This window comes from Croceicoccus sp. (assembly GCF_983967925.1).
Genome location: NZ_CFETID010000001.1, coordinates 38066 through 52919 on the forward strand (window position 1 = coordinate 38066; position 14854 = coordinate 52919).

Below are 14854 nucleotides of genomic sequence, written 5' to 3' on the forward strand. Positions count from 1 at the left end.
GATGGCTGAGACCCTTCCCGCCGTTCCGCAGCCGGGGCTTGGTTCGCGCGCTGTCACCCTGACGGCGCCCTTGTTCGACCGTTCGGGCGGTCCCGTGCTGACCCGGCTGCGCAGCTTTGCCGCGCAGGAGCCGGTGCAGCGCATGATGCCCGCCTTCATCGCGGTCAGCGCGGTCGGGCTGGCGGCGCTGGCATGGGCGCAATTGTCGCCCGCGCCGCAGCGCATGCTCTATTCCGATCTGGGCGATGCGGAACGCGCCGAGGTGACGCAATTGCTCGACGCGCAGGGCATCGACTGGCGCATCGACAATGCGACCGGCGTGCTGACCGTGGACGAGGAGGATTTCTACCGCGCCCGCATGGTTGCGGCTTCCAACACATCCATCGGCGCGCCCGACAGCAGTATCGAGATGCTCGACAGCCTGCCTTTGGGCGCGAGCAAGACGATGGAAGGCGAACGGCTGCGCGTGGCGCGCGAGCGCGAGTTGCAGATGACCATTGCCGAGATCGACGGCGTGGAAAGCGTGCGCGTCCATCTGGCCGAGGCCGAGCGTTCTGCCTTCGTGCGCGAGAATACGCCGCCGTCCGCTTCGGTGATGGTGCGGCTGGGGCGCGGGCGGCAGCTGGCGGATTCGCAGGTGCGCGCCATCGTCAATCTGGTCGCGGCATCGGTGCCGGGCATGTCGGTCGATGCGGTGCGCGTGGCGGACCAGCAGGGGCGGTTGCTGTCCGATCCGGTGCTGAAGACCGACGACCGGCTGGATCTGCAGGCGCGGATCGAGGACAAGCTGCGCACGCAGGTCGCGCATCTCCTCACCCCGATGTTCGGCGAGGGCAATTTCACCAGCGAGATCCAGGCCGAGATCGACATGGACGAGGTGACGCGGGCCAGCGAAAGCTATGACCGCAACGGCGCGCTGCGCAGCGAGAACGTCGTCAACAGCCAGTCCTCTGCCGCGGGCAATGCGGCGGGCATTCCGGGGGCGCTGTCCAACACCCCTCCCCCCGCGGCCGAGGCGCAGGACCGCGCGCCCGAGGGCGGCGAGGTGACGCAGGGCGGCAGCGGCGCGGCGGAAAGCAGCGCGAGCCGCACGTGGGAACTGGGACGCGAGGTATCGGTCGCCAACAGCGCGCCGGGCGGGGTCAAGCGGCTGTCGGTGGCGGTCGCGCTCAGCAAGGAAGCGTTGGGCGATGCCAGCCCGCAAGAGATCGAGAACATCAAGACGCTGATCGGCTCTGCCGTTGGCGCGAATGCCGAACGCGGCGATCAGGTGACCGTGATCGCCCGCAATTTCGAAGCAGTCGAGGCCGGCGGCGCCGCATTTTACGAAACCGGCTGGTTCGCACGGCTTCTCCGCATTGGCGGGGCCATATTAATCGCGCTTCTGGTCGTCCTGCTGGGCCTGCGCCCGTTCCTAAAGAGCCTGAAGGAACGGAGAGAAGCGCAAGTGCCCGCGCTGCAGAACCAGCAGGACATGGCGGGGGGTGCCGCGGCGGAAGGTGACGGCAAGCTGCTTGCCATCATGGATGCTGCCGCTCGCCGTGACGAGCTGAGCCGCAAGGTCGGGCTGGCGCGCGAGCTGATCGAGGAGAAGCCCGAAGATGCGCTGGCGGCCCTGCGCGACATGTTGGGGAACAAGCCTGCCGCTACTGGCGGCAGTCGCGGCAATGACCCGGTTCCGGAGGCGATCTGATGAGCGACATGATGACGGCGCCCGCAGGCGATGCCGCAACCCGCGCCGCGCTGATGGTGATGATCCTCGAAGAAGAGCAGGCGGCGAAACTGCTGTCCCGGCTGGAGCCGGAAGAGCTTCAGGTGCTGGGCAACAGGCTCTGCGCGCTGGAGCAGGTCGAGGGCGGCGATCTGGACGATGCGCTGATGAATTTCATCGACCGCATCGGCCACAGCCAGCTCTCGACCCATGACCAGATCGGCAAGGTGCGCAGCCTGATGACCCGCGCGGTCGGATCGGTGAAGGCCGACAATCTGATGCAGCGGATCCGGCCCGAACAGGTCCGCCCTTCCCCGCTGCAGCTGATCCGTTGGTTGACGCCGGAATCGCTGGTCCCGCTGGTGCGCGACGAGCATCCGCAGGCGATTGCCGTGCTGCTGGTCCAGCTGGAAGCGCAGATCGCGGCCAAGGTGCTGCATCAGCTGCCCGACGATGTGCAGGGCGAGGTCGTGCGCCGCGTAGCGACGCTGGGGCCCGTGCGCAGCGATGCGCTGGCCATCCTTGAGGAAGTGCTGGAACGCCGCATTGCCGAGCATCACGGACAGGCGGTGCTGAAGATCGGCGGCCCGCGCGAGGCGGCGGAGATCATCAACAATTCCGATAAGGCGGCAGAGCGCCGCATCATGCCGGTGATCCAGGAATTCGACGCCGAACTTGCCCGCAAGGTCGAGGACGAGATGTTCACCTTCGACGATCTGCTCAAGCTGGACCGCCAGAACATGGGCACGCTGCTGCGCGAGATCGAGAGCGACGTGCTGGTGGTGGCGCTGAAGGCATTGCAGGACGACGATCTGAAAGTGTTCTTCGCCGCCATGTCCGAACGCGCCGCCGAAGGCCTGCGCGACGAGATGGAAGAGCGCGGGCGGGTGCGGCTTGCCGATGTCGATGCCGCGCGGCGTGAGATGATCGCCGCCGCGCGCCGCCTGTCGGAAGCGGGCACGATCAGCTTTGGATCGGGCGACGATGATTTCGTCTGACGCTCCGCGTAGAGCCAGGCTCGACACGCTGGCGGGCAGCGGCGGTTTCCGTCCCGCCGTCCGCTTTGGCGGTCCGCCGCAGCCGCCCGATCCGCGCGAACGCGATCTGGCGGAGCGGCAGCGGATCGAAAGCGATGCCTTTGCCCGCGGTTTCGAGGAAGGCCGCAAGTCGGCCATGACCGAAGCGGAGGAAATCGCGGCCCGCGAAGATGCGGCGCGCGAGAAACTGGGCGCGCATCTACAGATCATCGGCAGCGAGGACGAGCGGTGGCTGTCACAGCGGCTGCGCGACATCGCGCTGGCGCTGTGCAGCGAGACGCTGGCGCCGATTGCGTTGGACGAAGCCGCGCTGAACCGGCGGATCGCCGCCTGCCTCGCCATGCTACGCGAGGCCGAAGAACGCGTCGTTCATCTGCACCCCGACGATATCGCATTTATCGATCCTGAACTGGCCGGAACGCTGACGATCCGCGCTGACCCCGCGCTGGAACGCGGCGAGGTTCGGGTGGAAAGCGCAGATGGCGGGGTCGAGGATGGCCCCTCGACCTGGCGCAAGGCCATCGCGGAAGCGTTGAAACCGTGCTGAACGTCGAGGTTCTGGCTCCTCACATCCCGGCGCTCTCCCCCGGCCCCGTGTGTTTCGGGCGGGTCGCGGCATGCGACAATGGATTGCTGGAAGTCACCGGACTGTCGCTGCCCATCGGCTGCCTGTGCCGGATCGAGCAGACGCAGGGACAGGATATGACGGCGGAGGTCATCGGCTTTCGCAACGGGCGTACGCTGATGATGCTGCTGGGCGACAGCGTTTTGCTCTGCCCCGGATCGCGGGTCTATCCCGAGGGACGACCGGGCATGGTGCCGGTGGGCGAAGGCTTTCTGGGCAGGGCGGTGGACGGCGAAGGGCATCCCATCGACGGCGGACCGCCGGTGCGCGCGGCGGCATTCTGGCCCTGCGGCGGCAGGCGTAGCGGTGCGCTGGATCGCAGTTCCGTGACACGCGGATTCGATTGCGGGGTGCGCGCGATCAATGCGCTGGCGACCATGGGACAGGGCCAGCGCATCGGCATCATGGCCGGATCGGGCGTGGGCAAGTCGGTGCTGATCGACATGATCGCGCATGGCGCGGATGCCGATATCGTGATCTTCGCCCTGATCGGCGAGCGCGCGCGCGAGGTTTCGGGCTTTGTCGCGCGGCATATGGCGGGGCCAAAGCGGCAGCGGGCGATCACCATCGCCGTGGCGGCCGATCACGCGCCCAACCTGCGGCTGCGCGCGGCGCAGCTGGCCGTCAGCCAGGCCGAGTATTTCCGCGCGCAGGGTCTGAACGTGCTGCTGATCATGGACAGCCTGACCCGCGTCGCTCATGCCGCGCGCGAGATCGGGCTGCTGCTGGGCGAACCCGGCGCGGCGCGAGGCTATCCGCCATCGGCTTTGGCGACCATCAACCGACTGGTCGAGCGTGCGGGCAACAGCGCGGAGAGCGGCGGGTCGATCACCGGCATCTATACCGTGCTGGCGGACGGCGATGACGAGAACGATCCCGTCGTCGACACGGCGCGCGCGATCCTCGACGGGCATATCGTGCTGTCGCGGGCCATCGCGCAGCGCGGGCAATATCCCGCCATCGACGTGGGCGCATCGCTCAGCCGGGTGATGAGCGATGTCGCCGAACCCCGGCACCGCGCCGATGCGATGGCCTTGCGGGCATTGTGCGCATCCTATGAAGCGAACCGCGATCTGGTGCTGATGGGCGCCTATCGCGCGGGCGCGGACGCCCAGCTTGACCGGGCGATGGCGATGCAGCCGGCGATACAGGCGTTTCTGGCGCAATCGGTCGAGGAAGGCTGCTCGCTGGAGGACAGCGTGGAGCGGCTGCATGCGCTGATCTCGCCTGCGCCGTCGTGAAACCCGATCCGGCGATCCTGCGCCGCCTGCAACGGCTGGAGCGCGTGCGCGAAGTGGCGCGGCGCAGCGCGGCCATGCAGATGGCCGAGGCCGAGGGCACGCTGGGCCAGCTGCTTACCCTGCGCGACAGGACGCGTGACATGGCGGGCGGCTATCGCACTGCCGAAGCTGGCATGGAGGGCGGCGATTTGCGGCGCATAACCGCGTTTGTCGACGGTGTCGGCAGGCTGACGCGCCAGACCGAGCAGGATATCGACATCGCCCGGTCGCGAGCCGATGCGCGGCGCGGCGAGCTGCTGACCGCCGACCGCCGCCTGTCGCATGTGAGCGAGCGCGTGGAGGCGCAGCGCAAGGCTCTCTCCGCTGAAAAGCCCGCCGAAGCTTCTGCAAGACGGAGAAACTGGCACAGAACTTGAATGGTGATGGGCGAACCTTTGCCATGCGGATCACGACGCCATGAATGCCCTGCCCTTTATCTCGCTTTCCGCCCTTCGCTCTGTGGCCACTCCTGCCGATGGGGCGGCAGTTGCCGAGGGGGGCACTGACGGCGATGAAGGCGAGAACGGCGCATTTCAGCCGTTTCTAGAGCTGATCGGTTTGATGGCCGCGCCGGCGGCGGCTCTGCCGGATGCCGCGCCGGCCATGGCCGAGGCGGCACCGGCTGCCGGAGGGACCGGCAAGAATTTGCCGCTTCCCCTTCTGCCGCAGGCGAAACCGATAGACTCGGCTTTCACGATTGCTCTGCCGGGTGAGATAGCGGCAACTCCTTTTTCGGAGACGGACGGCAAGGGCTTGCCGGACGCGCTGGCGGCGGTCGTTTCCCGCGAAATGGCGGACAAGCCGGTGATTGCCGCGGCACCGCGCACGGCGCTGCCGACCGACATTCCGGCACGCATGGCCGCAGCCGTCCAGCCTGGCTCTGCCGCCGCAGTGAAGCCCTTCGCGCTACCCGATGGTTCGTCGCCGGACAGGCAGCCAGCCGAAGGCGAGAATGCCGAAACTGCCCAAGGCGAACGCCCCGCAGCCACGCCGACCGTCCAGCGAAGCGAAACGCAGGCGACGATCCTTACCGCCCGCAGCGGCGGCGACATGCAGGTGCAACTGGTCGCTGCACCTGTGCACGAAGCCAAGCCGGTCGCCGTTGCCTCCGCCGCCCTTCCCGACCGCATCGACGCGTTCCAGGGATCGCAGCGTCTGGAAGAGCTCGTGCAGGCCATCGCCCATGCGCGCGAGAGCGGCCATGCGGGTCCCGTGCGCGCCACGATCTCGCATGCCGAATTCGGTCCGCTGGCGGTCCGCCTGACTCGCGAGGACAGCGGCATGTCGGCGCAGATCGCCAGCAGCGATGCCGCATTCGCGCCTGCCGCCCATGCCGCGCTGCGCTCCGCCGACGCGAACCTGTTCGGACAGCAGCGCGGCGAGGAACAGCCGCGCCATCATGCGGCGCAGGACCAGCAGCAGGCCCATAGCCAGACCGGCAGTGCCCAGACCGGCAACCAGCAAGGCACCGGACAAGGACGTTCGCAGCCCCGCCCCGACGCGCCGCATGACGCCGCGCGGGAACAGCCGGGCCGACCCGACAAGCGCGAGGATCGCGGCGAGCCGAAGCAGCGGCCTTCCGGCCTCTACGCCTGAACCCATTCATCCGACCCGAATTTGCAAAGAGTGATTTTGACATGAGCAAGCCAGACACATCCGAAAAGAAGAAGAAGGGCGGCAGCCGCCTGTTCATCGTGATGGGCGCCGTCGCGCTGGTCGCGGCCGGCGGCGGCGGAGCCTATGCGATGATGGCGGGCGGGATGATCCCTTCGCATGCGAAAGAGGACAACACCCCCCGGCTGGTGCGCAAGGGCGACAGCGACCCCTACCCCGCTGCCGAGGGCGAGGAAGTGGCCGCCGTCCATGGCGACGGGGGCAGCGAATATCGCACGGCCTATTACAGCTTTGCCGATCCGTTCACTTCGAACCTGAAAGGATCGGACGGGCTGGTGCAGCTGAGCCTTGCCGCGTCGACCCGCCGCGACGGGCGCGTGCTGATGTGGATGCAGCAGCACGAACTGGCGATCCGGTCCTCGATCCTGACCGTTCTTGCCGACACGCCCGAGGAGCAGCTTGGCAGCATCGAGGGCAAGCAGGCGCTGCGCAAGCGGCTGACCGCCGCGATCAATGACGAGCTGACCTCGCAGGAAGGCTTTGGCGGCGTCGACCAGGTCTATTTCCGCAGCTTCATCGTGCAGTGATTGCCATGGACCAGAGCCTTTCCTTCAAAGCCGAGCGCATTGCCGCGCAGCACTGCCCGGAGCTGACCGCGCCGCGCCGGTCGCCGCCCGATCACGAAGCGGGGCTGTCGCGCTTTGGCCGCCGGGTCGCGCAGGTGTTGCCGGGGCTGATGGCGGCGTTCTGCGACGATGTGCGCATTGCCGCGTCCTGCGGCGACATCGCGAACGGCAGTCCGGCTGACATGCTGCAAGGAGAGGATGCGAGCCTTAGCCATGTGGTGCTGTCGGCCTCAACCAGCGACGATTTCGTGCTGTCGATCGACCGGCGGGCGGTTTTCGAATTGCTGGACCGCGCGTTCGGCGGCGACGGACGGATTACGGGCGATCTGCCCGAGGCGCTGCCGCTTTCGGGCCAATCGATCCTTGCGCGGCTTGAACGTGCGCTGGCCGATGCGGTTGCCGCGCTTGCGCCTGCGGGCGGGATGGCTGCGCTGACCATTGGGCGGCGGGAGAGCGATCCCGCCATGCTTCGCGCCTTTGCGCGCGAAGAGCATGTTCACCGCATCGCGCTCAGCATCCAGTGCGGCGAGACGCAGCCCTGGACCGTCCTGCTGTCGATGCGCCCCGCCATGGCCGAACTGCTGGCCGAGGCGCATGCCGAAAGGCCGCGCCGCTCCGCCATCGGGCCGCAGGACGCGCCCTTTGCCGATATTCCGCTGCGGCTGCAGGCGACGCTGATCGACATGCGCATGCCGCTGTCGCGCCTCAGCGGGCTGAAGCCGGGCGATCTCATTCCCGTTTCGGTCGCGCGCAGCGTGCCGCTGGCGCTGGGCGGCAAGATCGTCGCGCATGGCACCGTGGGCGAGATCGACGACCGCGTCGCGCTGCAGATCACCAGCGCCTTTGCCCATTCCGTTTCCTGAAGGACCCATAAAGATGCAATCCGATCCGCTGAATTTCCTGAAAGATGTCGACGTCCGCCTCTCGGTCGAACTGGGCGGCGCGCTGATGCCGCTGCGCGAGGTGATGGCGCTGCGCGAGGATAGCGTGGTGCCGCTCGACCGGCTGACCGACGAGCTGGTCGATATCGCCGTCAATGGCCGCCGTATCGCGCGCGGCGAAGTCGTCGTGCAGGGCAACCGCTTTGCGCTGCGCATCGTCGAGATGGAGGGCCACGAACCCGCCACTGCCCTCGCCGATCCGGCGGAGGCCTGAGCGCGGTGCTGGAATATCTGCTCAAGCTGGCGATCATGCTGCCGGCCATCGGCTTGCTGGCATGGGGCTGCCTGAAACTGGCCAAAAAGATGCAGGACCGCGTCGGAGGACCCGTGCAGGGCAAAAGCGCGCGGATCATCGAGACGACCATGCTCTCGCCCTCGCTGAAGCTGGCGGTGATCGAGTTTCATGGGCGCGAGATCCTCGTCTCCGCATCGCGCACGGGGCTGACCCGTCTGGCCGAAGCGCCCGCGCGCAGCATTTCCGGGGACGAAGCACGATGAAGCGCGCCGCGATCTGGCTGGCCGTCACCGCGGCCACCCTGCCCCTGCCCGCCGCCGCGCAAGAGGCGATCCCCGGCGCGCTGGACCGTGCGTTCGGGTCTCTGGAGGCCAGCAATGGCGGCTCGCTGAGCCTGTCGCTGCAATTGCTGCTGGTGATGGGGCTGCTGACGATCCTGCCCAGCCTGATCCTGATGATGACCAGCTTTACCCGCATATTGATCGTGCTGGCGATCCTGCGGCAGGCACTGGGTCTTCAGCAATCACCGCCGAATCAGGTACTGATCGGGCTGTCGCTGTTCCTCTCGCTGTTCGTGATGGCGCCGACCATCGAGCAGGTGAACACGCGCGCCATCGCGCCCTATGCAGCGGACCAGATCCCCGCCGAAACCGCCATCGCCAATGCGGGCGAGGAATTTCACGCCTTCATGCTGCGCCAGACGCGTGAGCGCGACCTGATGATGTTCGCCGATATCGCCAATGCGCCCAAGTTCGAAAGCCCGGAGGCGGTGCCTTTCTCGATCCTGCTGCCCGCCTTTGTCACCAGCGAACTCAAGACCGCATTCCAGATCGGCTTCATGCTGTTCCTGCCCTTCCTCGTCATCGACCTTGTCGTGTCGTCGGTGCTGATGAGCCTTGGCATGATGATGATGAGCCCGGTGATCGTCTCGCTGCCGTTCAAGCTGCTGCTGTTCGTGCTGGTCGATGGATGGGCGATGCTGATGGGCTCGCTCGCCCAGAGCTTTGCGTAAGGAGCGCCGCGATATGGAAAGCGAAGTCATGCCGCTGCTGGCGCTGGCCGACCGGATGCTGTGGATCACCGCGCTGGTCGCCGCACCGGTGCTGATCGCCTCGTTGGCGGTGGGCCTGCTGATCGGGCTGATCCAGGCGGCGACATCGGTGAACGAACAGACGCTGACCTTCGTGCCCAAGCTGGCCATCACCGCGCTGGTGCTGGTGCTGCTGGGCGGCGCGATGATGGGGCTGGTGGTCGAATTCGCGCAGGAGATCTTTACCGAAATCGCGCAGGTGTCGCAGTGATTCAGATGGATTTCGGCCTTGGCGGGATCGAGGCCGAGTTCTGGCGCTGGGTCTTCGTCATGACCCGCATCGGCGCGGCGATGGCCGCCGCCCCGCTGTTCGGCGCGAGCAGCGTGCCCGCGCAGGTGCGCGTGATCGCGGGCGGCGCGGTCGCGATTTTCCTGTGCGTGTGGTTTCCCGCGATACAGGCCCCTGCCGACATGCTGTCGGTGGGCGGCATGGTGATCGTGGCGGGCGAGGTTTTCATCGGCCTTGCCATGGGCTTCATGCTGCAGATGGCCTTTGCCGCGCCCGTCATCGCGGCGGAGATGATTTCGGGCACCATGGGCATGTCGATGGCCACCGCCGTCGATCCCGGCAGCGGCGCGCAATCGCCCGCGCTGGGGCAATATTTCACCGTGGTGATGACGCTGATCTTCCTGGCGCTGGGCGCGCATCTGCACTGGATCCGCCTGCTGGTCGAAAGCTATGGCGCGTTTCCGCCGGGCGCGCCGTGGTTCGGGCCGGAGCGGTCGGGCATGATATTGGGCTTTGGCTCCACCATGTTCGTCAGCGCCGTGGTGATCGCGCTGCCGGTGACTTTCGTCCTGCTGATGGCGCAGGTGGTGACGGGCGTGCTCAGCCGGTCCGCGCCTTCGCTCAACCTGTTCGCGCTGGGCCTGCCGCTGGGCGTGCTGGCGGGGCTGGCCGCGCTGATCGCCAGCCTGCCGGTGCTGCATGAGCAGCTGGCCGATTTGTCCACCACCGCCGTCATCGCGACCGCGGAACTGGTCACGCCATGAGCGGGGAGCAGACCGCGGGCGAAAAGACATTCGCGCCGACCGACAAGCGCAAGCGCGAGGCAGCACAGAACGGCGATGTGCTGCGGTCCAAGGAACTGGCGACGGCGGCGGCGATGCTGGTGGGCGGCGCGTGGCTGCTGTGGGCGGGCGGATGGATGCTGGACAGCCTGTCGAGCGCGCTTCGCCTTGGCCTGTCGTGGAACCGCGCCGATCTGCAGCAATTCGATCCCGGCGGCGCGATGATGGCGCTGCTGATCGCGCTATTGCCGCCGGTCTGCGTGCTGGGGCTGGTGGTGATCGCGGCGTCCATCGCATCTCAGCTTGGGTTCGGAACCGGGATCTGGGTGGCGAAGAACCTGACTTTCAAGGGATCGCGCCTGAACCCGCTGTCGGGGCTGAAGCGCATGTTCGGACCGAACGGGCTGATCGAGATGGCGAAGGGCCTTGCCAAGGTCACGCTTCTGATGGCCATCGCATGGGCATGGGGCAAGAGCCATTATCAGGGTTTCGCCTCGCTGGGGCGCGGCGAGCTGATGCAGCAGCTGGGCTTTGCGTGGGACGCGCTGATCTCGCTGGTGTTCTGGCTGGGCGCGGGGCTGCTGATCATCGCGCTGTTCGATCTGCCGGTGCAGCTTTTCCGCCGCAACAAGCGCCTGATGATGAGCCTTCAGGAAATTCGCGACGAGCACAAGGAATCCGACGGCTCGCCCGAACAGAAGGCCGCGATGCGCGACCGGCAGCGCAAGCTGGCCGCGGGCGCGCTGGCCCCCGCCATGCGCGAGGCGCAATTCGTGATCGCCAATCCGACCCATTTCTCGGTCGCGCTCTGCTATGATCCGGCCAAGGCGCACGCGCCGCTGCTGCTGGCCAAGGGGCGTGACGAGAAGGCGCTTGCGATGCGCGATCTGGCCGCCGAACATGGCATTCCGGTGCTGGAATATCCGCTGCTGGCGCGCGCGGTCTATTTTACCACGCAGGAGCGGCAGGTGATCCGGCACGAGCTATATGCCGCCGTCGCCTCGCTGCTGGCCTTTGTCTATTCGCTGAAGCGCGGGGAAACGCCGCGCGCGCCGCAGGTGGACCTGCCGGTATCGCTGCATTTCGATGCCGAGGGCTGTCCTTCGGCCAAACGCCCTTAAATCCCGGCCTCCGCAGCCGTTAATGCCATCATGACATCGACCAGCGCCACTCCCTCCGCCACCAGTAGCCTTATCACCGCATTGGGTGCGGGGAGCGGGATCGACATGGCCAAGCTGGCCAGCGACCTTGCCGCCGCGCAATATGCCGGCCGGATCGACCGTCTGTCGGCCAAGTCCGAGACGCTGAAGGCGCAGATCTCGGCCGCGTCCGACATCAAGAGCATGATGCTGAGCCTTGCGACATCTTTGGGCGACAGGGTGCGCATGGGCGATCTGTCCGCGCAGCCTGCCGTCGATGCCGCCGGTGTGGCCAAGGCTACGCTGTCGGGCACCGGCCAGCCCACGGGCACCTATTCGCTGGAAGTCGAACGACTGGCGCAGGGCCAGATGCTGGCGAGCGGCAGTTTCGCCTCGCGCGATGCGGTCGTGGGCGCGGGAACGATGACGATCCGCTTCGGCACCGTCGATGTCGGCGCATTTACCGAGGATACGGCGAAAGCCGCGGTCGATATCGTCATCGCACCGGGCGCGACGCTGGCGCAGACTGCGCAGGCGATCAGCGCATCCGGCGCGGGGCTGACGGCCTATGTCTCGGACACGGTGGACGGGGCAAAGCTGGTCATCAAGGGGCCCGAGGGGGCCGCCAGCGGTTTCGTCATCGATGTGGCCGAGGACGGCGCCAATCCGGGCCTCTCTGCATTGGCATGGCAACCCGGATCGGGAAGCGGCACTTTGTTGCAACAGGGGCAGGACGCGCTGGTCAAGATCGACGGGTTGGCGCAGCAATCGGCGACCAATGTGCTGACCGATGCCATTCCGGGTGTCAGGCTGAACCTGACCGCCACCAATATCGGCGCGCCGACAACCGTGCGCTTTGCCGATCCCTCGACCGCGATCACCGGCGCGATGCAGGACCTGACATCCGCCTTGAACGAGATTGCCGCCGTGCTGAACGAGGCCACCGATCCGCAGACCGGCGACCTTGCCCGCGATCCGGGCGCACGGGCGCTGCGACAGAATTTCTCGGCGTTGGCCGGGCGGGTCATCATGCCCGGCGCGGCGGAAGGCGAAGCACGCACGCTGTCGGACCTTGGACTCAAGATCACGCGCTATGGCACGTTCGAGCTGGATACCCAGCGCCTGACCGACGCGATGAAGCGCGATCCCGAAGGCGTCGCCGCCATGTTCACCACGGGCATCAGCGGCATCTATTCCACCTTTGATTCGCTGTCGCGCAGCACCAGCGCGGTCGGTAATCCGTCCAGTCTGGGCGGTTCGATCTCGCGCTATAATGCACAGCTTCTGGAAGTCGGCGAGGATCAGGCCGAACTGGTCGAGGATCAGGAAGCGACCCGCGCACGGCTGGCGGCGCGCTTTGCGGTGTCGGACAGCCGGATCATGGGCTTTCAGTCCACGCTCAGCTTTCTGGAGAACCAGATCGCGGCATGGAACGCGGACAAGGGCTGATGCTGTCCGGCAGGGTCCATCCGGCGGAGGCCTATCGGCAGGTCGAATTCGACGCGCGCGTCCACGGGGCCAGCCAGCAGGAGCTGGTCTGGATCTGTTTCGAGCAGCTGACCGGCGCGCTTGGCACCGCAATCCACGTGCATGAGATCGGCGATCCGCAATTGCGCAGCCGGTCGCTGTCGCGCGCGGTGTCTAGCCTGCTGGCGCTGGAGATGGGCCTGTCGGGCGACGACCCTGTGGTGCTGGCGATGCGCGATCTCTACAGCCGCGCGCGCTCCTCGATCCTGTCCTGTGCGGTCGATTTCGATGCCGAAAGGCTGGATCACATCCGGCGCGATTTCATCGACATCCATGCCGCGCTGAGCGGCGGCTGACATGCGAAGGGCCCGCTCCCGCCGCGACGGAAACGGGCCTGTCGGAATGGAGAAACGTCAGCTTTCGACGAACAGGTCCACGCTCACCCGGCGGTCGGGGGCAAAGCATTCGCCTGCCGCAACCGGATCGGCGTTTGCCGCCGTGAATGAGGCGCAATCCTCGGCCGTGTTGGCGGACGGATTGGGGAATTTCTCCCCCGCGCCGAAGACCTGCACGGTGCGGCCGTTCCAGTCGATCCCCTCTGCCACCGCGCGTTCGCGCAGATAGTCGGCGACCGCCTGCGCGCGTTCCTGAGACAGCAGCAGATTGGCCGCATCGTCGCCGCGCACATCGGCATGGCCGACGATCCTTGCACCGCGAACATTGGTGCCGCGCGCCTTGGCGATGATCTCTCCGTCGATGGCTGCCTTGCCCGCGTCGGTCAGCACCGCGCTGTCGGTGTCGAACAGCGTGTCGCTGACCAGATCGGTGGTGAGCACCCGCGTCCCTTCGGGCGCGGCGGCGGTTGCGGCAATCTCTGCCTCTCTCGCACCGCCCATACCCAGCAGGGAAAGCAGGCCGATGACGGCTGCGCCGATCAGGCCCAGCCAGAACGGCAGCAGCGAAGGACGCCCGGTTCCGCTGGCGGTCGCGCTCAGTGCCGCTAGCGGGCCGGCATCGACGATCGGGCCGGAAACGACGTGCTGCTCCTTGTAGGTGCGCCCGGTTCGTCTCGACAGGACCGCCGCAGGGACGCCCAGCGCGGCGGCAAGGCTGGTGCCGTCGCCCATCAGCAGGCGGCGGGCCTGGTCGATCCAATTGCCGACATTGCCCACGGTCACGTCATCGCCCGCCTGCACGAGCTGGCCGGTCAGCTTCTCCACTTCGGCATCGGCAAGCTGGGGGACGGACGTAATGCCCAGCATGCCGAGGCGCTCCGCGGTCGGCTCGCCGATCCCGCGCACGGCCTTCACGTTAAGGCGTCCGGCGCGCAGGTCCTGTTTGACCTTCACGAATTCGTTCAGCCAGCCATTGTCCAGCAAGCGAGCCTGAAACGGCCAAGAATAGGGCCGTGCAATGGCGAATTCGCTGCCGCCCCTGCGCAATATGTCCGCAATCTCGACCGGGTCCATCGCAGCAATCTGCGAAAAGCGGTGGATGCCATTTTCATGCAGCAGGTCCGCGATCTTGGGACCGATGCCCTCGATCGCCTCAAGCTGGTCGACAAGCGTGTCGCGTTCGTACTTGACGCTAACCGTCTTCCCTTCGAAGTCGCGCACCGAAAGCGCCGATGCCGTGTCGGTCCGCCCGCCCATCAACCACGAGATCAGGCCGCCGATTGCGATGCCGACGAATATCCAGAACAGGATCGGCAGAACTCCCACTTCGAACATGACGCCCTCCTTGCTGAAAGCCGCGATGGGATTCCGGCATGACGGCATGCCCGGTGACGGGCATCGGCAGACGCGGAAAGTCCCCGGCGGCAGGACCGCGCGAGTTTCCGCCGGACGGAAAGCCATGACTATCGGGCCAAACCCCATGGATTGGAAAGCCAGCCCGGATGCGCTGTAGGTATCGCTACCGGAACCCGGGCGGAAAAGCCCGCGGCGGATTTGTGCAGGCTATATCTGTTAACGCCGCCCGCCCCGACCGGTGTTCACCGGCCATGCCTGTCGCCCGATGCGATGATGCGCGTTCCTATCCCAAATAGGTAGAAGCAAGTATCCTGATGCGCGTCGGCT

General features: G+C 66.9%; 17 protein-coding genes. 16 read left to right on the forward strand and 1 reads right to left on the reverse strand.

Going from position 1 to position 14854, the window contains the following annotated elements:
• The first annotated feature begins 1 nt into the window (after position 1).
• From fliF to AC4FIJ_RS00285, 16 genes are read left to right on the forward strand one after another with little or no spacing between them, the layout of a single operon-like run.
• A complete protein-coding gene (fliF, locus tag AC4FIJ_RS00210; protein WP_490334711.1) occupies positions 2-1693 on the forward strand; it encodes a flagellar basal-body MS-ring/collar protein FliF in 1692 nt (563 codons plus the stop codon).
• Positions 1693-2709: a flagellar motor switch protein FliG gene (fliG, locus tag AC4FIJ_RS00215; RefSeq protein ID WP_490334712.1), complete on the forward strand. Its 1017-nt coding sequence runs from the start codon at positions 1693-1695 to the stop codon at positions 2707-2709. The genes fliF and fliG overlap by 1 nt, the downstream gene beginning before the upstream one ends.
• Positions 2696-3295 (forward strand): FliH/SctL family protein, encoded by a 600-nt coding sequence (locus AC4FIJ_RS00220; RefSeq protein ID WP_490334713.1) that lies wholly within the window; start codon positions 2696-2698, stop codon positions 3293-3295. Before fliG ends, AC4FIJ_RS00220 begins: the two co-directional genes overlap by 14 nt.
• A complete protein-coding gene (locus AC4FIJ_RS00225) occupies positions 3289-4614 on the forward strand; it encodes a FliI/YscN family ATPase (RefSeq protein ID WP_490334714.1) in 1326 nt (441 codons plus the stop codon). The genes AC4FIJ_RS00220 and AC4FIJ_RS00225 overlap by 7 nt, the downstream gene beginning before the upstream one ends.
• Positions 4611-5030 (forward strand): hypothetical protein, encoded by a 420-nt coding sequence (locus AC4FIJ_RS00230; protein WP_490334715.1) that lies wholly within the window; start codon positions 4611-4613, stop codon positions 5028-5030. Before AC4FIJ_RS00225 ends, AC4FIJ_RS00230 begins: the two co-directional genes overlap by 4 nt.
• 40 nt (positions 5031-5070) lie before the next feature.
• Positions 5071-6249: a hypothetical protein gene (locus AC4FIJ_RS00235; protein ID WP_490334716.1), complete on the forward strand. Its 1179-nt coding sequence runs from the start codon at positions 5071-5073 to the stop codon at positions 6247-6249.
• A 41-nt stretch (positions 6250-6290) separates the two neighbouring features.
• Positions 6291-6854: a flagellar basal body-associated FliL family protein gene (locus AC4FIJ_RS00240; protein WP_490334717.1), complete on the forward strand. Its 564-nt coding sequence runs from the start codon at positions 6291-6293 to the stop codon at positions 6852-6854.
• A gap of 5 nt (positions 6855-6859) precedes the next feature.
• Positions 6860-7756 carry a FliM/FliN family flagellar motor switch protein gene (locus AC4FIJ_RS00245; protein ID WP_490334718.1) on the forward strand — a complete coding sequence of 299 codons (897 nt, stop codon included), beginning with the start codon at positions 6860-6862 and terminating at the stop codon, positions 7754-7756.
• A gap of 13 nt (positions 7757-7769) precedes the next feature.
• Positions 7770-8048, forward strand: coding sequence for a flagellar motor switch protein FliN (fliN, locus tag AC4FIJ_RS00250; protein WP_490334719.1), 279 nt, complete (start codon positions 7770-7772; stop codon positions 8046-8048).
• A 5-nt stretch (positions 8049-8053) separates the two neighbouring features.
• Entirely contained in the window at positions 8054-8332 is a 279-nt protein-coding gene (locus AC4FIJ_RS00255; RefSeq protein ID WP_490334720.1) for a flagellar biosynthetic protein FliO, read from the forward strand.
• Complete coding sequence (gene fliP / locus AC4FIJ_RS00260; protein WP_490334721.1) at positions 8329-9081, forward strand: flagellar type III secretion system pore protein FliP; 753 nt, start codon at positions 8329-8331, stop codon at positions 9079-9081. The genes AC4FIJ_RS00255 and fliP overlap by 4 nt, the downstream gene beginning before the upstream one ends.
• 13 nt (positions 9082-9094) lie before the next feature.
• Positions 9095-9370 (forward strand): flagellar biosynthetic protein FliQ, encoded by a 276-nt coding sequence (locus AC4FIJ_RS00265; protein ID WP_490334722.1) that lies wholly within the window; start codon positions 9095-9097, stop codon positions 9368-9370.
• A 5-nt stretch (positions 9371-9375) separates the two neighbouring features.
• Positions 9376-10152, forward strand: coding sequence for a flagellar biosynthetic protein FliR (gene fliR / locus AC4FIJ_RS00270; RefSeq protein ID WP_490334930.1), 777 nt, complete (start codon positions 9376-9378; stop codon positions 10150-10152).
• Positions 10149-11291: an EscU/YscU/HrcU family type III secretion system export apparatus switch protein gene (locus tag AC4FIJ_RS00275; RefSeq protein ID WP_490334723.1), complete on the forward strand. Its 1143-nt coding sequence runs from the start codon at positions 10149-10151 to the stop codon at positions 11289-11291. The genes fliR and AC4FIJ_RS00275 overlap by 4 nt, the downstream gene beginning before the upstream one ends.
• 30 nt (positions 11292-11321) lie before the next feature.
• Positions 11322-12758, forward strand: a complete 1437-nt coding sequence (gene fliD, locus AC4FIJ_RS00280) for a flagellar filament capping protein FliD (protein ID WP_490334724.1) — start codon at positions 11322-11324, stop codon at positions 12756-12758.
• Positions 12737-13132, forward strand: coding sequence for a flagellar export chaperone FliS (locus tag AC4FIJ_RS00285; RefSeq protein WP_490334725.1), 396 nt, complete (start codon positions 12737-12739; stop codon positions 13130-13132). Before fliD ends, AC4FIJ_RS00285 begins: the two co-directional genes overlap by 22 nt.
• 57 nt (positions 13133-13189) lie before the next feature.
• Here the strand turns inward: AC4FIJ_RS00285 and AC4FIJ_RS00290 are convergent, their stop codons facing one another.
• Positions 13190-14506, reverse strand: a complete 1317-nt coding sequence (locus AC4FIJ_RS00290; protein WP_490334726.1) for a helix-hairpin-helix domain-containing protein — start codon at positions 14504-14506, stop codon at positions 13190-13192.
• Between the last annotated feature and the right edge of the window lie 348 nt (positions 14507-14854).